Source organism: Bacillus sp. FSL R5-0431, from assembly GCF_038002985.1.
GTDB lineage: Bacteria > Bacillota > Bacilli > Bacillales > Bacillaceae > Bacillus.
In genome coordinates, this window is the sequence record NZ_JBBOOG010000001.1 from 610,966 (window position 1) to 634,662 (window position 23,697).

The 23,697-nt window shown below is 44.3% G+C and carries 21 protein-coding genes; 17 read left to right on the forward strand and 4 right to left on the reverse strand.

The features are described 5' to 3' along the window. Positions 1–93 precede the first annotated feature (93 nt). The 6 genes from purM (at position 94) to ablB (ending at position 5,714) form a co-directional block, all read left to right on the forward strand. Positions 94–1,134, forward strand: coding sequence for a phosphoribosylformylglycinamidine cyclo-ligase (gene purM, locus MKZ03_RS03090; protein ID WP_106039488.1), 1,041 nt, complete (start codon positions 94–96; stop codon positions 1,132–1,134). Continuing rightward, entirely contained in the window at positions 1,131–1,700 is a 570-nt protein-coding gene (gene purN / locus MKZ03_RS03095; protein WP_106038378.1) for a phosphoribosylglycinamide formyltransferase, read from the forward strand. Before purM ends, purN begins: the two co-directional genes overlap by 4 nt. 15 nt (positions 1,701–1,715) lie before the next feature. Then, positions 1,716–3,254 (forward strand): bifunctional phosphoribosylaminoimidazolecarboxamide formyltransferase/IMP cyclohydrolase, encoded by a 1,539-nt coding sequence (gene purH, locus MKZ03_RS03100; protein WP_341030887.1) that lies wholly within the window; start codon positions 1,716–1,718, stop codon positions 3,252–3,254. 12 nt (positions 3,255–3,266) lie between these two features. After that, positions 3,267–4,541 (forward strand): phosphoribosylamine--glycine ligase, encoded by a 1,275-nt coding sequence (gene purD / locus MKZ03_RS03105; RefSeq protein WP_340971874.1) that lies wholly within the window; start codon positions 3,267–3,269, stop codon positions 4,539–4,541. Between the two features lie 111 nt (positions 4,542–4,652). Then, entirely contained in the window at positions 4,653–4,802 is a 150-nt protein-coding gene (locus tag MKZ03_RS03110) for a hypothetical protein (protein WP_334750939.1), read from the forward strand. 66 nt (positions 4,803–4,868) lie between these two features. Further along, positions 4,869–5,714 carry a putative beta-lysine N-acetyltransferase gene (gene ablB / locus MKZ03_RS03115; protein ID WP_341030891.1) on the forward strand — a complete coding sequence of 282 codons (846 nt, stop codon included), beginning with the start codon at positions 4,869–4,871 and terminating at the stop codon, positions 5,712–5,714. Here ablB and MKZ03_RS03120 read toward each other — a convergent pair. Continuing rightward, the gene (locus MKZ03_RS03120) at positions 5,709–7,367 is read right to left on the reverse strand and encodes a PucR family transcriptional regulator (RefSeq protein ID WP_341030893.1); all 1,659 of its coding nucleotides are present in this window, start codon (positions 7,365–7,367) and stop codon (positions 5,709–5,711) included. The two genes, ablB and MKZ03_RS03120, sit on opposite strands and share 6 nt — an antisense overlap. 191 nt (positions 7,368–7,558) lie before the next feature. Here MKZ03_RS03120 and MKZ03_RS03125 point away from each other — a divergent pair, with 191 nt between their 5' ends. From MKZ03_RS03125 to MKZ03_RS03140, 4 genes are read left to right on the forward strand one after another with little or no spacing between them, the layout of a single operon-like run. Further along, positions 7,559–8,923, forward strand: coding sequence for an aspartate aminotransferase family protein (locus MKZ03_RS03125; protein ID WP_066031219.1), 1,365 nt, complete (start codon positions 7,559–7,561; stop codon positions 8,921–8,923). 12 nt (positions 8,924–8,935) lie between these two features. Beyond that, positions 8,936–9,622, forward strand: coding sequence for a CoA transferase subunit A (locus MKZ03_RS03130; protein WP_341030895.1), 687 nt, complete (start codon positions 8,936–8,938; stop codon positions 9,620–9,622). Further along, positions 9,598–10,263 carry a 3-oxoacid CoA-transferase subunit B gene (locus tag MKZ03_RS03135; RefSeq protein WP_282067487.1) on the forward strand — a complete coding sequence of 222 codons (666 nt, stop codon included), beginning with the start codon at positions 9,598–9,600 and terminating at the stop codon, positions 10,261–10,263. The genes MKZ03_RS03130 and MKZ03_RS03135 overlap by 25 nt, the downstream gene beginning before the upstream one ends. A gap of 14 nt (positions 10,264–10,277) precedes the next feature. Further along, entirely contained in the window at positions 10,278–11,543 is a 1,266-nt protein-coding gene (locus MKZ03_RS03140) for a peptidase (RefSeq protein ID WP_106038384.1), read from the forward strand. 40 nt (positions 11,544–11,583) lie between these two features. On the opposite strand, the gene MKZ03_RS03145 is transcribed toward MKZ03_RS03140, so the two are convergent. Beyond that, positions 11,584–11,805: a YgaP family membrane protein gene (locus tag MKZ03_RS03145; protein ID WP_060595694.1), complete on the reverse strand. Its 222-nt coding sequence runs from the start codon at positions 11,803–11,805 to the stop codon at positions 11,584–11,586. A gap of 124 nt (positions 11,806–11,929) precedes the next feature. Between MKZ03_RS03145 and MKZ03_RS03150 the strand changes: the two genes are divergently transcribed. Next, the gene (locus tag MKZ03_RS03150; RefSeq protein WP_334750933.1) at positions 11,930–13,672 is read left to right on the forward strand and encodes an adenine deaminase C-terminal domain-containing protein; all 1,743 of its coding nucleotides are present in this window, start codon (positions 11,930–11,932) and stop codon (positions 13,670–13,672) included. Between the two features lie 520 nt (positions 13,673–14,192). Further along, the gene (locus MKZ03_RS03155) at positions 14,193–14,507 is read left to right on the forward strand and encodes a YerC/YecD family TrpR-related protein (RefSeq protein WP_003214053.1); all 315 of its coding nucleotides are present in this window, start codon (positions 14,193–14,195) and stop codon (positions 14,505–14,507) included. 235 nt (positions 14,508–14,742) lie between these two features. On the opposite strand, the gene MKZ03_RS03160 is transcribed toward MKZ03_RS03155, so the two are convergent. Continuing rightward, complete coding sequence (locus MKZ03_RS03160) at positions 14,743–16,272, reverse strand: FMN-binding glutamate synthase family protein (RefSeq protein ID WP_445662032.1); 1,530 nt, start codon at positions 16,270–16,272, stop codon at positions 14,743–14,745. Between the two features lie 190 nt (positions 16,273–16,462). On the opposite strand from MKZ03_RS03160, the gene MKZ03_RS03165 reads away from it, so the two are divergent. Next, positions 16,463–16,693: a hypothetical protein gene (locus MKZ03_RS03165; protein WP_003214314.1), complete on the forward strand. Its 231-nt coding sequence runs from the start codon at positions 16,463–16,465 to the stop codon at positions 16,691–16,693. Here the strand turns inward: MKZ03_RS03165 and MKZ03_RS03170 are convergent. Further along, positions 16,674–17,087 (reverse strand): DUF2283 domain-containing protein, encoded by a 414-nt coding sequence (locus MKZ03_RS03170; protein WP_341030903.1) that lies wholly within the window; start codon positions 17,085–17,087, stop codon positions 16,674–16,676. The two genes, MKZ03_RS03165 and MKZ03_RS03170, sit on opposite strands and share 20 nt — an antisense overlap. 279 nt (positions 17,088–17,366) lie before the next feature. On the opposite strand from MKZ03_RS03170, the gene MKZ03_RS03175 reads away from it, so the two are divergent. From MKZ03_RS03175 to MKZ03_RS03190, 4 genes are read left to right on the forward strand one after another with little or no spacing between them, the layout of a single operon-like run. Continuing rightward, positions 17,367–18,059 carry a heptaprenylglyceryl phosphate synthase gene (locus tag MKZ03_RS03175; protein WP_334750930.1) on the forward strand — a complete coding sequence of 231 codons (693 nt, stop codon included), beginning with the start codon at positions 17,367–17,369 and terminating at the stop codon, positions 18,057–18,059. Positions 18,060–18,116: 57 nt separating this feature from the next. After that, positions 18,117–20,339, forward strand: coding sequence for a DNA helicase PcrA (gene pcrA, locus MKZ03_RS03180; protein WP_341030905.1), 2,223 nt, complete (start codon positions 18,117–18,119; stop codon positions 20,337–20,339). Between the two features lie 44 nt (positions 20,340–20,383). Further along, positions 20,384–22,390, forward strand: coding sequence for an NAD-dependent DNA ligase LigA (ligA, locus tag MKZ03_RS03185; RefSeq protein WP_341030907.1), 2,007 nt, complete (start codon positions 20,384–20,386; stop codon positions 22,388–22,390). A gap of 15 nt (positions 22,391–22,405) precedes the next feature. After that, the gene (locus MKZ03_RS03190; RefSeq protein ID WP_034664713.1) at positions 22,406–23,593 is read left to right on the forward strand and encodes a CamS family sex pheromone protein; all 1,188 of its coding nucleotides are present in this window, start codon (positions 22,406–22,408) and stop codon (positions 23,591–23,593) included. The last annotated feature ends 104 nt before the right edge of the window (positions 23,594–23,697 follow it).

Below are 23,697 nucleotides of genomic sequence, written 5' to 3' on the forward strand. Positions count from 1 at the left end.
GAATAAAGGAGCAGCAGTCAAGATGAATTGATATGCTGCTCTTTCATTCTGCCGAAAATACATGGAAAGCAGCAGCTAAAAGGAGTGAATGGGATGTCAGAAGCATATAAAAACGCCGGTGTCGACATCGAAGCAGGGTACGAAGCCGTCAAACGAATGAAAACACACGTAGAACGTACAAAACGAGCAGGTGTTATGGGCGCTCTAGGTGGATTTGGCGGTATGTTTGATCTATCTGAGCTGCCATACAAAAAGCCCGTTCTTGTTTCAGGAACAGATGGTGTCGGAACGAAATTAAAGCTTGCCTTTTTAATGGATAAACACGATACGATCGGCGTCGATGCCGTGGCCATGTGTGTCAACGATGTGCTTGCACAAGGGGCAGAACCGCTCTTTTTCTTAGATTACTTAGCCGTTGGAAAAGCAGATCCGCTAAAAATTGAATCCATTGTCAAAGGTGTGGCTGACGGATGTGAGCAGTCTGGTTCAGCACTTGTCGGCGGTGAGACAGCCGAAATGCCAGGTCTTTACACAGAAGAAGAATATGATATTGCTGGTTTTTCGGTAGGTGTCGTTGAAAAGGACGAAATCGTGACAGGAAACAGTATCAAAGAGGGACATTTGCTCATTGGACTCAGCTCAAGCGGAATTCATAGCAATGGCTACTCTCTCGTTCGTAAAGTCTTGCTGGAAGACGCTGGTCTTGACCTGCATCAAACGTATGAACCTTTTACAAGACCGCTCGGAGAAGAGCTTCTTGAACCGACAAAAATTTATGTGAAGCCCGTTCTCAAACAAGTGAAAGCCGGCAAAGTTGACGGCATGGCACATGTGACAGGCGGCGGTTTTATTGAAAATTTACCACGTATGCTGCCTGAAGGTCTTGGCGTTGAGATTGATAACGGCTCATGGCCAGTGCCACCAATTTTCTCCTTTATTCAAGAAAAGGGTCAGTTGAAGGCAGAAGAGATGTTCAACGTGTTTAATATGGGCATTGGCTTTGTCTTAGCTGTAAAAGAGGACGATCTTGTGGATGTGATTAGTGAACTTGAACAAGATGGAGAGAAAGCATTTCTCATCGGTCGTGTTCAAAAAGGAGAAGGTGTCACATTCGGCGGTGGAAGCCTCTCATGAAGAAGTTTGCGATCTTCGCCTCTGGAAGCGGGACAAACTTTCAAGCCATTATAGATACGTTAAAAGAAGAACAGTGGCAGGCAGAGGCCGCCATTGTGATTTGTGATAAACCGGGTGCGAAGGTGCTGGAGCGTGCTGAGAAAGAGGGCATTGCCTCCTTTGCTTTTACCCCGAAGGCTTTTCCGAATAAAGCCGCTTTTGAACAAACGATCATCGAACAGCTCAGGCTTCATGAAGTAGAATGGGTTTTCCTTGCTGGGTATATGAGACTGATCGGTCCGACATTACTTGAAGCGTATAGAGGGAAAATCGTGAATATTCACCCATCTTTGCTGCCAGCCTTCCCAGGTCTTGATGCCATCGGACAAGCCTATCAAGCAGGTGTCAAAGTGGCAGGCATCACCGTCCATTTTGTCGATGAAGGGATGGATACAGGTCCGATTATTGATCAAGCCGCGATTTATATTGAACAAGGCGAAGAGCTTGAATCGATTGAAAAAAGAATGCATGAACTAGAACACACACTATATCCAAAAGTGATCAAATCACTTTTAGAATTATCTTAATGAGGTGACGAAAGCATGACGATCAAACGCGCATTAATCAGTGTTTCCGATAAAACAAATCTTGTACCTTTTGTGAAAGAATTAACAGAACTTGGTGTTGAAGTCATTTCAACTGGAGGTACACATAAACTTCTTCAAGAGAACCGCATTGATGTCATTGGGATTTCTGAAGTCACTGGATTCCCTGAAATCATGGACGGACGACTCAAAACGCTTCACCCGAACATTCATGGTGGATTATTGGCAGTGAGAGAAAACGATGAGCATATGGCACAGATTGAAAAGCATGGCATTCAGCCGATTGATCTTGTTGTCGTGAATCTCTATCCATTCAAAGAGACGATCTCAAAAGACGATGTGACGTTTGAAGAAGCGATTGAAAACATTGATATTGGCGGACCGGGAATGCTTCGTGCGGCATCGAAAAACCACCAAGACGTCACAGTGATTGTCGATCCTCGTGATTATGGTACAGTCGTTCAGCAGATCAAAGAAGGCGGCGTGCCGCTAGAGAAAAAACGTGAGCTTGCGGCGAAGGTATTCCGTCATACGGCTGCTTACGATGCCCTCATTGCGGATTATTTAACGAACTATGTTGGTGAAACAGAGCCAGAGCAGTTCACCGTCACGTTTGAGAAAAAACAATCTCTTCGTTATGGAGAAAACCCGCACCAAGCAGCGACTTTCTATGAAAATGCTCTTCCAAGCAAAGGCTCTTTGGCTACTGCAACGCAATTACATGGAAAAGAACTTTCTTATAACAATATCAAAGATGCAGATGCAGCTCTTCAAATCGTACGTGAATTTACGGAGCCAGCGGCTGTGGCTGTAAAACATATGAATCCGTGCGGTGTTGGTACAGGAGAAACGATTGCTGAAGCCTTTGACCGTGCATTCAAAGCAGATGAAACCTCTATTTTTGGAGGCATTGTGGCGCTGAACCGTGAAGTAGACAAACAAACGGCTGACGTGCTGCATACGATTTTCTTAGAAATCGTCATCGCCCCATCTTTTAGCCAAGAAGCACTTGACGTGTTAACAGCGAAAAAGAATCTTCGTCTATTAACACTAGATGTAGAAGCGAATCTTGAGAAAAAAGAAAAGCAGCTGACAAGTGTCCATGGCGGACTGCTCGTGCAGGATATTGACACGTACGGCTTAGAGGAAGCAACCATCTCTATTCCAACGAAAAGAGAACCAACAGAAGACGAATGGAAAGATTTAAAGCTTGCATGGAAAGTCGTCAAGCATGTGAAATCAAATGCCATTGTCCTCGCGAAGGATCAAATGACAGCAGGTATCGGCGCTGGTCAGATGAACCGTGTGGGCTCAGCGAACATTGCGATTGAACAAGCAGGTGAAAAAGCGAAAGGAAGCGCACTAGGCTCTGATGCATTCTTCCCAATGGGCGATACAGTGGAAGCTGCTGCGAAGGCAGGCGTCACAGCGATCATCCAGCCAGGCGGTTCCATTCGTGATGAAGAATCGATTCAAAAGGCAGATGAATACGGCATCGCCATGGTCTTCACTGGCGTTAGACATTTCAAACATTAAGGGGATGACAGTGTGAACGTATTAATTATCGGCAGAGGCGGAAGAGAGCATACCATCGCATGGAAAGTGAAGCAAAGTGAACTTGTCAGCCAAGTATTTGTCGCACCCGGCAATGATGGAATGACAGATGCTGCGAAGCTTGTACCAATCGATGAAGGTAATCATGAGGCATTAATTCGTTTTGCAAAAGATAATGAAATAGGCTTAACGATTGTCGGTCCAGAGGTTCCTTTAATTGCAGGTGTGGTGGATGCATTTGAAGAGGCAGGTCTAAAGGTATTTGGACCAAATGCAAAAGCTGCGGTTATTGAAGGATCAAAGGAATTTGCAAAAGACTTAATGAAAAACTATGATATCCCGACCGCCGCTTACGCTACCTTCACATCGTTTGAAGAAGCGAAGGCTTATGTGGAAGAAAAGGGTGCGCCGATTGTCATTAAAGCAGACGGTCTTGCAGCAGGAAAAGGCGTGACAGTCGCGATGACACTTGAAGAGGCGATCAACTGTCTGCACGACTTTTTGGAAGATGAAAAGTTTGGCGATGCGAGTGCATCTGTCGTCATCGAGGAATTTTTAACAGGCGAGGAATTTTCACTGATGGCCTTTGTCAATGGAGAAAAGGTGTATCCAATGGTGATCGCGCAGGATCACAAACGGGCATTTGAAGATGACAAAGGACCGAATACCGGCGGGATGGGGGCTTATTCGCCAGTTCCGCAAATTTCAGATGAAGTCGTCCAAAAAGCGGTGGAAGATGTCGTCAAACCGGCGGCTCGCGCAATGGTGCAGGAAGAGCGTCCGTTTACAGGCATTTTATATGCAGGCTTAATGCTGACACCAGAAGGCTCAAAGGTCATTGAATTCAATGCACGCTTTGGCGATCCTGAAACGCAGGTTGTTCTCCCTCGTCTTGAATCAGATCTAGTCCAAGTCTTCCTCGATATTCTAGATGGAAAAGATGTGGACTTGCAGTGGAAAGACACTGCCGCTGTCAGTGTAGTTCTTGCTTCAGAAGGATACCCGGAGGCCTACGCAAAAGGCACACCAATCGGTGCTTTGCAAACGAGTGTGTCTGATGTCGTGACCTTCCACGCAGGAACAAAAAAAGAAAACGATCAATTCGTCACAAATGGCGGCCGTGTAGCGAATGTGACGGCATTTGACGACACATTTGAAGCGGCAAGATCAAGAGTGTATGAAGCCGTTGAAGAAATCATGCAGCCAGGTCTATTTTACCGCCGTGACATTGGCGCCCGTGCGCTGAAGGCTGCGGGGAAATCGATTTAATCAAAACACCTTTCTATCTGTCGAGATGGAAAGGTGTTTTTTGTTCATGAGAAGGGATGCCGATTGAATATGAAGAAGTAGTATGGGATCACGAGTTGATGAGGAGGCAGTATGGTCATTCAAGGAATCATTCTATTTGCAATCGTATTACTTATTTTATTTGTCGTGTTCTCAAATCTCATCATGAATGAAGCAAGAAAGCAAAACAAAGTCAAAAAGAGATCAGCCATGATGTATATGAGGATGTGTCTATATTGGTGAGTATGGCGATTGTCTCATCCGTTTGGAAGTTCTTTATTAACTGATTCATAAGAGAGGAATGAGTGTATGGTGCAATTGAAGAAACTTGCAAACGAGCGTTTTTCTGCCTTGATCTGTATTGATTCATTTAATGAGCGAATCCGTTTAGATGATTATAGCGGCAGGGTGCGGGATGTTATTCAGTCAGTTCTTCAGGAAGCGGCGGGCTGTAAGGCTTCTAAGGTCATTGTGAAAGTAAGGCGTGAGCATGTGCCGCTTTTTTTAGAAAAAGGTTTTCGGCTTGAAGGCGTGTTTTCTCATTATTTCCTCGGAAGTGATGCGTACGGCATGTCGCTTTTTCTCACTGAGGATCGAATGAACAGTTCGTATTGGCTGGAGGAAGATAAGATCGTCGCATCCATTCAAGCGAAGGAGATGAAAAAAGACCAAGGCACGTGGCAGGATGAGTATGTGATGAGGAAAGCCGATCTGAAGGATATTCACAAGCTGGCAAAGCTCTATGATACAGTCTTTGAAACGTATCCCACGCCAATGAACGAGCCAGATTATATCCAAAAGGTAATGGAGGAAGGGACGATTTTTTATGCCGTTGAACATGACGGACACATTGTGAGTGCGGCATCCGCTGAAATCAATGCGCCGTATGGCCATGCGGAATTAACAGATTGTGCGACCCTTCCATCATACAGAAAACTAGGATTCATGCATCATTTGATTCTAGCACTTGAAAAAGAACTCCAGTCGATGCATATCTATGTCTTTTATTCTCTTGCACGTGCACTGTCCTATGGAATGAATCAAGTGTTTTATCAGCTCGGTTATACGTATACCGGGCGCTTCCAAAACAACTGCTATATTTTTGACAAAATTGAAGATATGAATCTATGGGTCAAAACGCCGAATGAATCATGAAATGGTTCTCATCTGATCAAGCAGACCAGATAGGCGGTACGCCATGATACTGAGCTGCAGCTTCATCCGATCATCAGTGGATTTGAGGCTGCAGCCTGTTCTCGTTTCAATTTGTTTCAGCCGGTAGCTTAATGTATGTCTGTGAATAAACAATTCTCCCGCAGATTTTTGAATATTTTCATTGTGTGCCAAATACACTTCGAGTGTATGGATAAGGTCAGCCCCTTGTTTTTTCGTATAAAGCAAAGGACTTAACAGCTCCACGTAAAAGTCATGCAAATTCATACCCGCTTCATTCATTTCAAGAAGCATGCCATATAAGCCAAGCTTTTGATAATGAATGATGCTTTCGTCTGTTTTTAAAAGCGGAAGAAGTCTTGCTGCATACTGCGCTTCCTTCGCGCTTTTTGCAAAGAGACTGATCTGGTCATAGGCTCTCCCGATGCCAATTACAATCGGATGGACAGGAAAAAAATACGACCAAGTGCTCCGGCACTCCTCTGCTGCGCGATACCACTCCGCTTCTTGAAACGCTTTTTTTCCTGCGGGTGTCAGGGCAAAAATGGAATCGAGCCTTGCCTTTAGTAAAAAGGGAATATGTCTGCGTTCAAATATCGACGTGAGTAATTGAGAGAGGCGCTGCATCATTTGATGATCGAGCTGTGTGTGCTGATGCTGAAATTGAAAGTAGATGACCACCTGCTCATCGCTCATATCATATTGCAGCTTTGTTGCTTGTTCGACCACGTAGCTTTCTTCTGTATATTGCTGCTGCAAAATATCATCTAACAAATGTCCCTGCATTTGGTTTTCTGTATCTTGAATGGCCTTTTGCTTCAGCCATTCAATCGCATACACTGCCCCGGCATGCTCAATGGCAATCGCGTCGAGATGATGCCACGCTTCCTTTTTCTTTAAAGACACAATAAACCCGAAAATATCACCCATCGCAATCACCGGACATGCGGCGAGGACAAACGCTCCGCACGTGTCATAGACGAGCCGCCCTTTCTCCTCTGCCTGCTTAAGAAGGGGCATGGTTTCAATTGGTTCACGATCTGTCAGAAAGCCAAAAGCAGGAGAGTACGTCACTTCATCTTTGATGAGATGAGCCGCTGTTTGATGTAAAAAGACATCAAGCACGACAATGTTCGCTGCAGTGAGATGTGCCAGTTCATCTGTAATTTGCGTCACATTTTTATTCCTTACATTTAATTGGGTCAGTCTTTGATGAATCGCTGATGAATATTTAAGCTGATGGAGCTGACTGCTCACGATTTGTTCTAGGACGGCTTTTGTAATGTCTGAGAAATTGATGTGTGGCGGAATTTCGATGAGCGGAATGCCGCTATTTTTCGCCGCTTGAATGAGTGATGTTGGAATTTCCGTTAAGTATACGCCTTGATAAATGGCAATGGCTGAAAGCCTGTGAGATTGAATCAATTCCTCAAGCCGGGCGCGTCTTTCTTGATTGTCTGCAAGTCCAAAGCCTGTTGTGACGAGTAATTCCCCTTCGGAAAGCCTCGAGGTGTCCTCGATAATTTCCACGATGGTCACCCACTGAATGAGACGGTCCAGTCCATTTTCTCCAGCGAGCAGCTTTGTTCCCTTCATGATATCGAGTGAGAGTGCATCTTTGACGAGAATCGCCATAGACTCATGACCTCCTTTTGAACACTCTTATACACGATGTATAAAAAATGCGTGTGAAATTCGGGCATGTGGCGAATGGAGGATGACTGCCCTCTTGATTAAGCTAATCTTATAACAAGTATACAAAATTTTCTTGCGATTCATGAAAAAAGAAAGATGCAGCTGCTGACAAGAGAGGGAGGAATGGCAAAGTGGAGACCCGGGATTACTTAATCAAACCGATGTTGAATCAGCATTATCCTGTGGCTGTGAAAGGAGAGGGGATTTATTTATATGATCGGGACGGGAAAAAATATTTAGACGGCTCTTCGGGGGCTGTCACGGCAAGTATTGGACATGGCATACGTGAGATCATTGATGCCATGACAGAGCAAGCGGAAAAAGTGAGCTTTACGTACAGATCGCAATTCACAAATGAACCAGCAGAAGAACTTGCCTATGAATTGAGTACGCTTTGCCCAGGTAACCTGAACTGGTCTTTTTTTGTCGGAAGCGGATCAGAGGCAACGGAAACGGCTATGAAAATTGCTATTCAGCATTGGCAGGAGCAGGGGAAGGCTGAGAAAAATCACATTATCTCAAGATGGATGAGTTATCACGGCATCACACTCGGTGCGCTGTCGATGTCAGGACATATTGCAAGGAGAGAGCGCTTTGAACCATTGCTCGAAAAGCACCCGGTGCTGTCTCCGCCATATAGCTATCGTTCATGGCTGCCAAAGGAAGAGGTCAAGCAGGTCGAATGGTATGTCCAGGAATTTAAAACCGTCATTCAGCGTATAGGAAAAGAGAGGATTGCCGCTTTTATTGCAGAGCCGATTGTTGGAGCATCGGGAGCGGCGCTTGTACCGCCAGACGGATATTTTGAAGCGATGAAGCGTGTCTGTGAGGAAAACGATATTTTAATGATTGCAGACGAAGTCATGACAGGCTTTGGACGAACTGGGAAAATGTTTGCGATGGAACATTGGGGCGTCGTACCAGATATTATGGTTCTCGGCAAAGGCATGAGTGCCGGCTATTCACCGATTGCGGCAGCCGTCTCAGCAGATCATGTCATCGCACCGATTCTGAGCGGTTCAGGTTCTGTGATGGCAGGTCACACCTATAGCGGCAATCCGCTTTCAGCAGCCGTCTCACTAGCCGTCATTCGATATATGAAAAAACATCAGCTTCCTGAACGAGCGGATCTGTCTGGCCGATATTTAATGAATGCTTTAAAGGATTTGCAAACAAACCATTTCATCATAGGAGATGTGAGAGGAAAGGGACTGCTCATTGGCATTGAGTTTGTCGCAGACCGCTTATCGAAAACACCATTTCCTGCCCATGCTCAAATGACGCATTTAGTCGTTGAGACGGCCAAGCAAAATGGCTTGCTTGTTTATCCAGCAAGCGCTGGAGAGGATGGAGTGGGAGGTGCAGCGGTCATGATTGCACCGCCGCTTTCCATCACGCAGCAGGAGATGGATGAACTCATTCAATTATTTGAGCAGACAATCACGCAGGTCGAACAAGAAGTCATCAATCGAGGGTTTTTCCCATCTGCGATGTAGGGAGGAAAGATGATGAACAAAACAGTGAATGTAGATGAAGTGATCACGCATTTTAGGGACGGCATGACCATCATGTTTGGCGGGTTTGGCGGCGTAGGGTCCCCGCCATCATTGATCGACACCATCCTAGAAGCCAATATCAAAGATCTGACATTGATCGGAAACGATGCAGGCTTCCCGCAAATCGGTGTTGGCCGGCTGATCACAGAAGGAAGAGTCAAGAAGATCATTGCTTCTCATATTGGCTCAAATCCAATAGCCGGACAGAAAATGCAGGCAGGTACACTAGACGTTCATTTTTACCCGCAAGGCATTCTAGCAGAAAAAATTCGAGCAGGCGGGATGGGCTTGGCAGGCATTGTGACAGATGTCGGCATGGATAGCCTCAATCTCGATGAGAAGCAGCTCGTTCCGCTAAACGGGAAGACATATATCCTTGAGCCTGCGCTAACAGCGGATATTGCCATTGTGAATGCCTTCAAAGCAGACGAAGCAGGAAATCTGATTTTTGATAAAAGTGCACGGAATACAAACCCGATTGTGGCGATGGCAGGAGACTGGACCATTGCGGAAGTGGAAGAGATTGTGCCTGTGGGCAGTCTTCATCCAGAAGAAATCGTGACACCAGGCGTATTTGTGAACCAGATCGTGCAATCAAAAGGAGTGAACTGGACATGGGCATGGGAGACATCGATTTAAGACACCGCATAGCCAAACGCGCGGCGCAGGAAATTGAAGATGGTATGATCGTCAATCTAGGGATCGGCATCCCGACACTTGCAGCTGAATACATCCCAGCGCATTACAGGGTGTGGCTGCATGCAGAAAACGGCATTATGGGGGCAGGCGCCTCACCAGCACAAGGAGAAGAAGACCCGAATTTGTGCAATGCCGGCGGTTTCCCTATTACGTTAGCAAAAGGCGGTTCATACATGGACAGCACGACTGCTTTTGGTATCATTCGAAAAGGCATGCTGGATATGACCATTTTAGGTGCACTTGAAGTAAGCAGTCAGGGTGATCTTGCGAATTGGATTGTGCCGGGCAAACGAGTACCCGGGATGGGCGGAGCGATTGAGCTTGCGCAAAAGGCGAAAAAGGTTGTGGTGGTGATGAGCCACCTTGATAAACACGGTGAGTCAAAGGTGAAATCTGCCTGTACACTGCCCTTAACCGCTAAGTCTTGTGTGGATCTGATTATTACGGATATGGCAGTCATTGAGGTCAAATCACAGCTGCTCATTCTACGTGAAGTCATGCCGCCGTTTCAGCCGGAAGATGTCATAAGGGCGACAGAGGCCCCATTAATTTTAGCGCCCGATGTCAAATCTGTTGTGTAGAAAGGATGACTGACTTGCAGCCAATTACACGGATCAGAAGCTGGATGAGAGAGCACCAAGATGAAGCGATTGCGCTTCTTCAGCAAATGGTGCAATGTGAAAGTACCCAAGGGAATGAACAAGATGTGCAGCAAATCGTAGCAAATAAGCTTTCCGCAATTGGTTTTGATGTAGATGTATGGGACATTGGCGGAGAAGACCTGCTGGAACATCCGTATTTCTATTCCCCGAGGCGTTCCTTTAAAGGAAGTCCCAATGTCGCCGGACGATTGAAGGGGAAAGGCGGCGGCAAATCCATTTTATTAAATGGGCACGTGGATGTTGTTCCAGCAGGAGATACGAAACAATGGACATATCCGCCCTACAGCGGGCATATCATAAACGGGAGACTTTATGGACGCGGGGCAACAGATATGAAAGGCGGAAATGTTTCTTTACTCTTCGCACTAGAGGCACTGCATGCGCTTCAGATTCCGCTGAAAGGAGATGTTGTGTTTCATAGTGTCGTCGAAGAAGAAAGCGGCGGTGCAGGCACCCTTGCAGCCATACTGAGAGGGTATACAGCAGATGCGGCCATCATTCCAGAACCAAGTCATATGAAAATCTTTCCGATTCAGCAGGGATCTAAGTGGTTCAGACTGTATATTAAAGGAAGGGCAGCTCATGGCGGAACAAGATATCACGGTGTTTCCGCTATTGAAAAGAGTATGATCGTTCTTACGCATATAGCGGCACTTGAAGAAGAACGAAATCAGCGCATCACCGAGCCGTTATTTCAGCATATCCCAATTCCGATCCCCATCAACATGGGGAAAATACAAGGCGGTGATTGGCCGTCCTCTGTAGCAGATCTGGTCACAATGGAGGGCAGACTTGGTGTGATGCCAGGTGAGACGGTTGAGCAGGCAGAGAAGGAATTAGAAAATTGGATGACGGGACTTGGGGAAAAGGATGAATGGTTCAAAGATCATCCTGTCGAGGTCGAATGGTTTGGTGCAAGATGGCTTCCAGGCTCAATCGATACGAATCATCCACTTTTAAGTCTATTGAAGGAACAATATGAAGCGGTCAAGAAGGAGCCGCCAAAGATCGAAGCCGCTCCTTGGGGAACGGACGGCGGATTACTCTCACAGGCGGCAGGTATTCCGATCATCGTGTTTGGTCCTGGAACAACAGAGCTTGCCCATTTTCCGAATGAATCCATCGACATTGAGCATGTGATTGAAGCAGCAGAAATTATCGCAGGTACGATGGTGGAATGGTGTGAAGCAGCGGAGTGATGAAAGAGGCGGAAAATAATTACAAAAAAAGAAGGCTGTCTCACTCAGCCTTCTCTTTATGTGTGTCCTGCTGCTCACACATATATGTCACTGGACAAAAACGAAGAATGCCAGATGCCAGTTTCATCCCGCCGCACATGATGCTGAAAAGCAGCATTTTACTCCATGGTTTTCTAGCATATAAAGAACCAGCCACAGTACATATTGTCATTCCGCAGGCAATTCGAATGAGCGCTTCCATTAAGCCGAGATTAGGTTTCATTGAAGGTGAATCTCCTTTTTTAAATATTTTAAGTGTGATTTCAAGAAATTGTAACGTTTCATTAATGCGTAACGTGGTTCGTTATGTTACGATAGTGCTAATACAAATGAAGGAGAGTATGTGAATGTCCGAACGTACTTTTAATTGGAGAAACAATGACATCCGCACACAAATCGATGTAGTCGACTCAAAAATAGTTCCAACACTCCTTTTAACGAATGGACTCGTGCTAAACCCATTTTTGAAACAATGGGTGAAGGCAAATATTTGGATACATGATGATCGAATTGTTTATGTCGGAGCAGAGCTTCCTCAAAATAAATCAGCTAAACGTGTGATTGATTGTGAAGGGAAATACATTGTGCCTGGGTATATAGAGCCTCACGCGCATCCGTTCCATATTTATAATCCCCAATCACTTGCAGAATATGTGTCTCAATTTGGCACAACAACGATGGTCAGCGATAACTTATTTCTTCTTTTGCAGAGCAATGAAAAGAAAGCGCTTTCCACTCTGTGTGAATTAAAACAGCAGCCATTTCAGTATTTCTGGTGGTCTAGATACGATCTTCAGACTGAAGTCAGATATGAAGATGAGATGCTTCCTATCAACTATCGCAAGGAATGGATTGATCATCCTGATGTCCTTCAAGGCGGCGAATTAACAAGCTGGCCAAGATTGATGGACGGTGATGATCTCATTTTATATTGCATGCAAGAAACGAAGAAGCAGAGAAAACGAATTGAAGGGCATTTCCCCGGAGCTTCCGAGAAAACGCTAACAAAAATGAAGCTGTTTGGCGCGGACAGTGATCATGAAGCGATGAATGCGGACGATGTGCTAAAACGCTTGTCCCTTGGCTACCATGTCTCACTTCGTCATTCTTCCATCCGCCCAGATTTAGTGAACATTTTAAGAGAACTGCACGAGCGTGATTTTAGACACTATGATCACTTTTTCTATACAACAGACGGAGCTGCGCCTCATTTTTATGAGGAAGGTATGATTAATCGTTTGATTTCAATTGCCCTTGAAGAAGGCGTGCCTATCATTGATGCGTATAATATGGCGACATTTAACATTGCAAAATACTATCAAATTGATGACCTATTAGGTGTTGTCGGTCCCGGCCGGCTGGCTTCTTTGAATATTTTAGATGATCCAATGAACCCAAATCCTGAAACGGTGATATCTAAAGGGGTTATTCTCAAATTAGATGGCGAGAACCAGAATCAATTTCAAGAAACTAAATGGAAAAATGGCGGGCTTGTTCCATTAGATTTAGGCTATGATCTGACGATGAGTGATTTGCAATTTTCCATGCCGCTAGGTGTCAAAATGAGAAATGCTGTCATCATGGAGCCTTATACAGTGGAGATTGATAACTCGGTGAACCAGCTGTCCTGTGACCATGATCAAAGTTTCTTTAGCCTGATTGACCGAAAAGGCGAGTGGCGTGTGAATACGATGCTTAAAGGTTTTGCAAATAAAGTGCAGGGCTTTGTCAGCTCATTTTCGCTCACGGGTGACATTTTAGTGATTGGGAAAAATAAAGAGGACATGATGCTGGCACATAAGAGAATGAAAGAAATCGGCGGGGGGATCGTCCTCACAGAGAACGGGAAAATTTTGCACGAAATCCCGCTGCAATTATCAGGCTGTGCATCGGCTGAACCGTTTGAGACTGTTCTTCAGCAGATAAAAACATTACGCGAGCTGCTCATTGAGCGAGGCTATCCATTTGATTGCCCAATTGATACACTTGTCTTTTTCCAAAGTACACATTTGCCGTATATTCGAGTGACACCAAGAGGAATATTTGATGTCATGAAAAAAACTGTACTCTTTCCGTCTATAATGCGTTAAAATATAACAGAGTGGAGCTGTATCATCTTTGCTATCTTTCTGACAGCTGTTATAGGGCAGAAGTGAGCAATGGATCTCTTCGCTGCGTTGAAGCAGAGGGCTTCGACATGATGAGTGAAATGCCCTAATTGAAAAATGAATCTGTCGGTTACGCTGGCCGACCAACATAATTTAAATAATTGAGCGAGGCGGGGCGCATGTTTTTGGTCTCGCCGAGCTTTCCGCACAACCTGTATTTTAGGGCATACCTAATTAAGCAGAAGTGATCTTGATATCGGAAGCAAACAAGTTTGTCAGATTGTCGAACAAGGAAAATGACAGAACTTGTCGAATTTGTATACGATAAAGAAGCTTCGGCTTACGAAAGAACTGACGGCATTTCCAGCGTAGAACCCAACCTGTCATGATTCGTTCAAAGCTCATTGCTGAGGTTGAAAAAAATTAGTCAGGAAAGATACCGCTTTTCTTCATAGAATCGTGCGAAGCGGTGTGCCAATAGTAAAGGAGAAGATGTATAAAGATGCAAATTGATAAATTAAGGGGCAAAAGCTTAGATCAGTTATTCAACTCCATCTTATCCCTTAAAGACCTGGAAGAATGCTATCGATTCTTTGATGATTTGTGTACCATCAATGAAATCCAATCTTTATCACAGCGTCTTGAAGTAGCGCGTATGCTTCGCGAGGGGAACACGTATCATAAAATTGAGACGGAAACAGGTGCGAGCACTGCAACCATCTCACGTGTCAAACGCTGCTTGAACTACGGAAATGATGCCTATACGATGGCACTTGACCGCGTAGCAGAACAGCAGGCAAATGACGAAACAAAATAAGCAGCTTTCACTGTAAACAATCCTTTTCAACAAGAATGGAGTTGTTTACAGTTTTTTTATGAAGAGCGCTAAAAAGACAAGCAAGGACTGGCTGAATCAAGCGGTCCTGTTTTTTATTTTAGCTCGCCTATAACCTCACGCATCCTCCATCTCCTATCATTTCTCTAAGTTCTTTATACGCGATTGAGCCAAAATGTCAACGAAAAAAAGGTGCGAAAACGCACCTTTTCTCAAACTAGACAGATGGCTGTGTCCCTGAAAACATCGGCACTTCACTTGTCTGACCATTTTCTTGTCTGTAGATAATATGTTTCTCATTAAAATGAATGGGAGATTCAATACCAGCGGCTGCGGATAAGTTAAACAGGCCTTCTCTTAGAGAAAGGATATAATTGCAGACTCGGTATTTCTTTTCTTCAATTGATAAACCTTTTTGCAGCTTTGGATCAGTTGTGGCGACCCCGACTGGGCATTTATTCGTGTGGCACACTTGGGCGCGAATGCATCCGACTGAAAACATGAGTCCCCGTGCGATATTGACGAAGTCAGCACCCATGGAAAGGGCAATCGCAATTTTATCTGGTGAGAGAAGTTTGCCAGAAGCAAAGAGTTTTACCTGATCTCTGACACCGTATTCCTTCATTATTTGATGAACCATAGGGAGAGCCGTGAAAATCGGCAGCCCTGCGGAATCTGCCAATTCATGAAAAGATGCACCAGTACCGCCTTCTCCGCCATCCACTGTAATGAAATCAGGATGCTTTCCGCTTTTTTTCATATATGCTGCAAGCTCTTCAATGTTTTCTTTATGTCCGACCACAAGCTTGATGCCGACAGGCTTTCCGCCTATACTTCTCAGCTGTTCAATGAAATCAAACATATCTGGAATGGAGTGGAACATCTCAAATCGGTTTGGGCTGTCAATGGATTGGTGGGGCGGCAATTTACGGATATTCGCAATTTCTTCGGTGACTTTTTTGCCGTCAATATGACCGCCGCGTGTTTTAGCTCCTTGTGCCAGCTTCAGCTCAAAGGCTTTGACTTCCTCGTGCTCGCTTTTTTTCTTAAATTCTTCAAAGGAGAAAGCACCATCCTCTGTTCTCACGCCAAATAGACCAGGCCCAATCTGGCAAATGATATCGGCTCCGCCTTTGAGGTGATATGGGGAAAGCCCGCCTTCACCTGTGTTCATCCACGTACCGCCGGCCATTTTTAATCCAGAGGATAGTGCTGTAATGGCCCTGTCGCCTAAAGAGCCGTAGCTCATGGCAGACTGACCAATCAGGCCTTTTACACGGAAAGGCTTTTGACATGTGTGCTCGCCAATCACTTGTACATCGTCTTGATGGAGATAGTAAGGTTTTGCTTCGACCTCTTTGGTATGTTCACTTCTTCGCAGTAAATTGTCTTGATCAATCTGATACACTTTTGTATGGATTTTTTCAGATTGATCGATCCGTAATTCATCTCGCTGTTTTGGAAACAGGACGTTGCGGATATAATAACCAGGCTTGTCAAAATCACGTTTTGATCCAAAGCCCATCGTCCGGCTTTTGTACTTCCCAGACATGACAGCTTGCTCGTATTCTCTTCTCGAGAAAGGAAGCTCCTCTCGATCATTCAGAAACAGATATTGACGAAGCTCAGGTCCTATTTTTTCAAAAATAAACCGCAGCTTCCCAATGACCGGATAATTTCGCAGGACAGAATGCTCTTCCTGTTTTTCATCTCTCATCCAAATCCAGAGCAATAAAATAATTGGCATGATCAAACAAATAACTAGCAGTGCGGCAATGACAATTAAAGTCGTTGTCACGAAGATCCCCTCTTTTCTCTTTCATTGCTGTTGTTATTCCACTTTTCATTGAAAGAGAAACCACTTCAACATATTGTGACGTTTAGAAATGAAAAGGCGGGGTAACTTACAAATAAGATCATAAGGGGAGGGAACATACATGAATAAGCGTCCGAATGCGTATGTACTTGCAGGATTAGGGGTTGGTGGTGCTGTGTTATTAGCGGTAAAAAATAAACAGCATCTCAAAAAATGGGCAAGCATGTTCCGCTCAGATGAAAAGATTCCTGAAAAAGCTGGACACCCTGATCCATTAGATATTCAAGACAACAAGATGGTCGATGAAGGGGCCATGACATCCGTCCATTATTTCAATGAAGTGAGACAATAGTTTGGAAAAACCGTTTTGACCATTCAAAACGGTTTTTTCTTGTCTTTCTTTTGACGTTATATCGAAGAGGATCGACAATCGTAAAACCGATCAGCCCTTTGTGATCAGGCGTCGAGAATTGAAATTCAATGCCTGACAAATGATAGGTTGAGAGAACTTCCTGATCCGTAAAACGTAACGAAAGCTCGTCCTCATAAACGGGTGTGTGCTTCAAAACCTCGGCTTCTTCTGCAAATAGCTCCAGCCCAGCCACTCGGCCCTCTTTATCAATATCTGCATTCACACATTCATTTACGTCTAATTCAATGGTTTCTTTGATTGTCCCGATTCTAGGCGGGATGAGATCAATGTATCCGATGTCGAACGTTTGATCATATGTGATGGTTCTTTTCAAATCATTCACCTGCTTATTAGATAGTAAAATGTTCCTTTATTGTATAATATCATGTGATGAGACGAAGCAGCTCGCATTTCAGTTCAGTATTAATATATTTATCTCCCTCAGTCCTCTTGAAGTGGATCTTCACATAGTCTCCATTAGCCTCATCTAGAGTTAAAATCGTCCATTTTCAAAAGAATGAAACTTTTAGCTGAAGGAGGTTACCCATTTTTTGCGGTCACTGATTTTGTTATAATATTTAAATGGAATGAAACGAATGGAGGAACGTTTTTCATGTATGATGTTACCGAGTGGAAGCATGTCTTTAAACTCGATCCAAATAAAGAAATATCCGATGAACAGCTGGAGGCGATTTGTGAATCTGGTACGGATGCCATATTGATTGGCGGCAGTGACAATGTGACAGAGGACAATGTGCTCCAATTGATGTCAAAGGTCCGCCGATTTCTTGTGCCATGTGTGCTCGAAATCTCAACACATGAGATGATTGTGCCGGGCTTCGATCTGTATTTCATCCCGACCGTCTTAAACAGCTCTCATCCTGATTGGATTGTTGGGCTTCATAAGGACGCGATGAAGGAATTCGGTGATTTGATGTCAATGGAAGAGATCGTGCCTGAAGGCTATGTTATTTTAAATGAAGAGTGTAAAGCGGCCAAGCTCACAGAGGCAAATACAGCGCTGGACATCGATGACGTAAGGGCATATGCAAGAGTGGCAGAGCATTTGATGAAGCTGCCCATTTTTTATCTAGAATACAGCGGAACGCTTGGAGATATAGAGCTTGTGAAAGAAACGAAAGCAGTGCTTTCTGAAACGGTTCTTTTTTATGGCGGGGGCATTGAAAACGCAAAGCAGGCAGAAGACTTTGCGCAGCATGCAGACGTGGTTGTTGTAGGAAACGTTATTTATGACAATTTCAAAGAAGCATTAAAGACAGTGGGCGCAGTCAAAAAGTCATCATAGTCAAACAAGATGAAACGGGTTAAAATAGAACATAAGTTCGAATTGGCGGTGAATGGAATGAATGAAATATCGAATCATCTATTAGAAGGGCTGAATGACGCGCAGAAAGAAGCGGTCAAAGCAACAAATGGCCCCTTATTATTGATGGCAGGAGCAGGAAGCGGAAAGACACGGGTGCTCACACATCGAATTGCCTACTTAATGGCCGAAAAGCATGTGGCTCCGTGGAACATTTTAGCGATTACGTTTACAAATAAGGCAGCACGTGAAATGCGTGAACGTGTCCAAGCCATTTTAGGGCCTGGTGCGGATGACATTTGGATCTCTACGTTCCACAGCATGTGTGTGCGCATTTTACGACGTGATATTGACCGTATTGGTGTGAATCGCAACTTCTCTATATTAGACACATCTGATCAGCTTTCAGTCATTAAAAACATTTTAAAAGAACGAAATATCGATCCTAAAAAGTTCGATCCACGCAGCATTTTAGGATCAATCAGCAGTGCAAAAAACGAACTCATTGACGCAGAGGAATATGCCAAAACAGCCGGAGATTTCTATGATCAAGTGGTCAGCGACGTCTACACAGATTATCAAAAACGATTACTCAAAAACCAGTCACTCGATTTTGATGATTTAATTATGATGACGATTCGTCTGTTTGAGCGCATCCCTGAAGTATTAGAACACTATCAGCGGAAATTCCAATACATTCATGTCGATGAGTATCAGGATACGAACAGAGCGCAGTACATGCTTGTGAAACTGCTCGCTCAGCGTTTTCAAAATATATGTGTGGTCGGTGACTCGGATCAGTCCATTTACCGCTGGCGCGGAGCGGATATTACAAACATTCTCTCCTTTGAAAAAGATTATCCGTCCAGTGAAGTGATTCTGCTTGAGCAAAATTACAGATCGACTAAACGTATTCTGAATGCCGCAAATACGGTGATCCAAAACAATTCAAACCGTAAGCCGAAAAATCTTTGGACAGAAAATGATGAAGGAGCGAAGATTGCCTATTACCGTGCAGATAATGAATTCGGTGAAGGTCAATTTGTTGCTGGAAAGATTCATCAGCTTCATCAGAGCGGTAAGCGTAAATTATCCGATTTTGCGATTCTTTATCGAACCAATGCCCAGTCTCGTGTCATAGAGGAAACATTATTGAAGTCAAACATTCAATACAACATTGTCGGCGGCACGAAGTTCTATGACAGAAAAGAGATCAAGGACATTTTGGCTTACTTACGCCTAGTAGCTAACCCAGATGACGACATTAGCTTTGCACGTATTGTCAACGTACCAAAGCGTGGAATCGGTGCGACATCTGTTGATAAAATCGCAGCATATGCGGAGATGAATGACCTGTCTATGTTTGAAGCGCTTGGTCAGGTGGATTTCATTGGACTCAGTGCAAGGGCAGCCAATGCGCTTGATGAGTTCAAACAGCTCATTGATCAAATGACGAACATGCAGGATTATTTATCTGTCACAGAATTAACAGAAGAAATCCTAGAGAAAACCGGCTATCGTGAAGCACTGAAGGTTGAAAAAACGATTGAAGCACAAAGCCGTCTAGAAAATATTGACGAGTTTCTCTCCGTCACTAAGAACTTTGAAGAACAAAATGAAGACAAGTCTCTCGTGACTTTCCTGACAGATCTCGCCCTCGTCGCAGACATTGATAAGCTGGATGAGAATGAGGAAGAAGATCAGGATGCCGTCATCTTAATGACTCTTCATGCTGCAAAAGGTCTAGAATTCCCTGTTGTTTTCTTAATGGGCATGGAGGAAGGTGTTTTCCCGCACAGCCGTTCATTAATGGAAGATGCAGAGATGGAAGAAGAGCGCCGCCTTGCCTATGTAGGCATCACACGGGCGGAAGAAGAGCTCTATTTATCAAGTGCCAAGATGAGAACACTCTTCGGCCGGACAAACATGAACCTTGAATCAAGATTCATTCGAGAAATACCAGCCGATTTATTGGACAACCTAAATGAGAAAAAAGAAACGAAAACACCATTTGGCCAAACAAGAGAAAGACCGCAAAGACGGGGACCTGTCTCACGTCCGCAAACTCAAACCATTCAAAACACAGGCGGCGGAAGTATTGGCTGGGCTGTGGGAGATAAAGCGGCTCATAAAAAATGGGGCGTTGGAACGGTTGTGAGTGTAAAAGGCAGTGGAGACAGCACAGAGCTTGATATTGCCTTCCCAAGCCCTACAGGCATTAAGCGTCTTCTCGCAGCATTTGCGCCAATTGAGAAGCAATAAACCGATTGGACTTATAAAACGGATGAATTGAAAGGAAGAAGCAGATGGATAAAGAAGCAGCGAAACGCCGGATCGAGGAACTGCACCAGATTTTGAATCAATACAACTACGAATATCATACACTTGATCGTCCAAGTGTTCCTGACGCTGAATATGATGCGCGGATGCGTGAGCTGATCTCTTTAGAGGAAGAGCACCCTGATTTAAAAGCAGCGGACTCTCCCTCACAAAGAGTAGGAGGGGCTGTGTTAGACGCCTTCCAAAAAGTGCGTCACGGCACACCGATGCTCAGCCTCGGGAATGCGTTTAATGAACAGGACCTTCTTGATTTTGACCGCCGGGTTCGTCAAGCAGTCGGTGACGATATCGCATACAATGTCGAGCTGAAAATTGACGGACTCGCTGTTTCTCTCCGTTATGAAAATGGCGTGTTTGTCCGAGGTGCCACACGTGGAGATGGGACAACGGGTGAGGATATTACTGAAAACCTCAAAACCATTCGTTCTATCCCGCTCAAAATCAAACGTCCTCTGTCAATTGAAGTGAGAGGCGAGGCATTTATGCCAAAACCTTCTTTTGAAGCATTAAATGAAAAAAGATTACAAAACGAAGAAGAGCCGTTTGCTAACCCGCGTAATGCGGCGGCAGGCTCGCTTCGTCAGCTTGACACGAAAATTGCGGCGAAACGAAACCTTGATATCTTCGTCTACAGTATAGCGGAGCTTGATGAAATCGGTGTTGAATCGCAAAGCGAAGGGCTTGATCTTCTCGACGAGCTTGGCTTTAAAACGAACAAAGAAAGACGCATGTGTCAAACGATTGAAGAAGTGATTGACCTCATTGAAACACTAAAAACGAAGCGTGCCGATTTTTCATATGAAATCGATGGAATTGTCATCAAAGTCGATTCATTAGCTCAGCAGGAAGAGCTCGGCTTTACAGCCAAAAGTCCCCGCTGGGCTGTTGCGTACAAGTTTCCGGCTGAAGAGGTCGTGACAAAGCTGCTTGATATTGAACTAAGTGTCGGACGTACAGGCGTCATCACACCAACGGCGATTCTTGAGCCTGTCAAAGTAGCAGGGACGACAGTGCAGCGTGCTTCTCTTCATAATGAAGATTTGATCAAAGAAAAGGATATTCGCCTTTTTGATCAAGTGATTGTGAAAAAAGCGGGCGATATTATTCCGGAAGTCGCAGGCGTACTGATCGATCAGCGTACAGGAGAAGAAAAGCCGTTTCACATGCCGACTGAATGCCCGGAGTGTCATAGTGAGCTGGTGAGAATTGAAGGAGAAGTGGCTTTGCGTTGCATCAATCCAGAATGCCCTGCTCAAATACGTGAGGGACTCATTCACTTTGTTTCCCGTAATGCAATGAACATTGATGGGCTTGGCGAGCGGGTCATTACACAGCTTTTCCAAGAACAGCTTGTCTCTCGTGTGTCCGATCTTTACCGATTAACGAAAGAAGAGCTCATTCAGCTTGAGCGAATGGGCGAAAAATCTGTCGACAATTTACTGCGTTCGATTGAGCAATCGAAAGAAAACTCTCTAGAGCGTTTACTATTTGGACTCGGTATACGATTTATTGGCTCTAAAGCGGCAAAGACCTTGGCGATGCATTTCGGCGACATCGATCAATTAAAGCAAGCGACGAAAGAACAATTACTCGAAGTCGATGAAATCGGTGAAAAAATGGCTGATGCCGTCGTCACGTACTTTGAGAAAGAAGAAATACTCAACCTGCTAAATGAACTAAAAGAGCTAGGGGTCAATATGACCTACACAGGGCCAAAGCCGGTGATGGCAGAAGAAAGTGATTCCTATTTTGCAGGCAAAACCATTGTGCTGACAGGGAAATTAGAAGAAATGGCCCGAAACGATGCAAAAGCAGCGATCGAAGCATTAGGCGGCAAGCTGGCAGGTAGTGTGAGTAAAAAAACAGATTTAGTCATTGCCGGAGAAGCAGCGGGAAGTAAGCTGACAAAGGCAGAAGAACTCAATATTGAAATTTGGGACGAAGCTAAAATGCTCGAGGAGCTAAAGAAATAAGAGGAGTGTTTTCTATTGAAAAAGTTGTTATTGCTGCTGACAATGCTCACACTGGTATTGTCAGCGTGTGCACCTTTTGGGGGAAAGGAAGAAGAAGAGGTCACACAAAAAACGGATGAAACGAAGGAAACAGCCATCATCCCGATGTACAATATCTCTGACTCCTATTACAAAATGGTGCTGCCGTTTAAACAAGGGGCTGCGCGAGGATTAACAGCAGAGCGTCTCAACACACGCCTGGACATCGATGAATTTGAAACAGGACTTATGCGCCTTGCAACAGAGTCATTTAATACAAACGACTATCTTTTCCAAGAAGGACAGCATTTAGATGAGGACACCGTTCTCAACTGGCTGGCACGCAAAAAAACAGGCAGTGATCTGAAAAAGGCAGAAAAAGAAGATAAAGACTTTAAGAATCTCGGCTTAAACCCAGCTCTTCCAAGCTCAGGTTCAACAAAGTCTAAAAATGAAAATAGTCCAATTTACTTAGCTTCGATGCTAGAACATAATTACTTAATTCGAAAAGATAAAAACAGCTTACAGCTTGGCGGAGTTGTCATTGGTCTTGCACTGAACTCTGTTTATTATTACCGTGAAAATATCGGTGATCCGCAGCAAGAAGTGACGATCGATTCATCGAAAAATTCAAAGAAACTATTGTCGGAAGGCGAAAAAATTGCTGAACAAGTGATCAAACGAATTCGTCAAATGGATGGGCTGCAAAAAGTGCCTGTCATGATTGCCCTTTATAAGCAAGCACCAAAATCATCTATCGTTCCAGGAAACTTTATCGCCAAAACGGATGTGAAAGCAGGCTCAGCTGATATCGGTAATTGGGATACGATCAAAGAGGAGAATGTCTTCTTCCCTTCAGATAATGCGAAAGGCAACTACAAAGATGATTCCGAGCGATTTGACCGCTTCAAAACAAAAGTCGAAGACTACTTCCCGAATTATACTGGTGTCGTAGGAAAAGGCTTTTACAAAAACGGCAACCTGCAAAAAATGAAAGTCGAAATTCCAATGCAGTTCTACGGAAAAACGGAAGTTGTAGCCTTCACGCAATATTTAACAGGTGAAGTCATGGATTACTATAAGAGTACCAATATCGAAATTAACATCACATCTTCTGATCAACAAGAAGCCCTGATCACGAAAAATGCTGAAGACAAAGAACCAACTGTTCATATATATGACTAAATAAAAACCGCCTTTTGGCGGTTTTTTAAATTAGGTAAAATGTATCAAGTTATGAAAATATTGTTATAAAAAGTAGAAGTGTAGAAAATAATGTATTATTATGG

Coding starts and splice junctions, on each gene's coding strand:
- purM (WP_106039488.1), top strand. CDS start 94: ATGTCAGAAGCATATAAAAACGCCGGTGTCGACATCGAAGCAGGGTAC.
- purN (WP_106038378.1), top strand. CDS start 1,131: ATGAAGAAGTTTGCGATCTTCGCCTCTGGAAGCGGGACAAACTTTCAA.
- purH (WP_341030887.1), top strand. CDS start 1,716: ATGACGATCAAACGCGCATTAATCAGTGTTTCCGATAAAACAAATCTT.
- MKZ03_RS03110 (WP_334750939.1), top strand. CDS start 4,653: ATGGTCATTCAAGGAATCATTCTATTTGCAATCGTATTACTTATTTTA.
- ablB (WP_341030891.1), top strand. CDS start 4,869: ATGGTGCAATTGAAGAAACTTGCAAACGAGCGTTTTTCTGCCTTGATC.
- MKZ03_RS03120 (WP_341030893.1), bottom strand. CDS start 7,367: ATGGCGATTCTCGTCAAAGATGCACTCTCACTCGATATCATGAAGGGA.
- MKZ03_RS03130 (WP_341030895.1), top strand. CDS start 8,936: ATGAACAAAACAGTGAATGTAGATGAAGTGATCACGCATTTTAGGGAC.
- MKZ03_RS03135 (WP_282067487.1), top strand. CDS start 9,598: ATGGGCATGGGAGACATCGATTTAAGACACCGCATAGCCAAACGCGCG.
- MKZ03_RS03145 (WP_060595694.1), bottom strand. CDS start 11,805: ATGAAACCTAATCTCGGCTTAATGGAAGCGCTCATTCGAATTGCCTGC.
- MKZ03_RS03150 (WP_334750933.1), top strand. CDS start 11,930: ATGTCCGAACGTACTTTTAATTGGAGAAACAATGACATCCGCACACAA.
- MKZ03_RS03155 (WP_003214053.1), top strand. CDS start 14,193: ATGCAAATTGATAAATTAAGGGGCAAAAGCTTAGATCAGTTATTCAAC.
- MKZ03_RS03160 (WP_445662032.1), bottom strand. CDS start 16,272: ATGCCAATTATTTTATTGCTCTGGATTTGGATGAGAGATGAAAAACAG.
- MKZ03_RS03165 (WP_003214314.1), top strand. CDS start 16,463: ATGAATAAGCGTCCGAATGCGTATGTACTTGCAGGATTAGGGGTTGGT.
- MKZ03_RS03175 (WP_334750930.1), top strand. CDS start 17,367: ATGTATGATGTTACCGAGTGGAAGCATGTCTTTAAACTCGATCCAAAT.
- pcrA (WP_341030905.1), top strand. CDS start 18,117: ATGAATGAAATATCGAATCATCTATTAGAAGGGCTGAATGACGCGCAG.
- ligA (WP_341030907.1), top strand. CDS start 20,384: ATGGATAAAGAAGCAGCGAAACGCCGGATCGAGGAACTGCACCAGATT.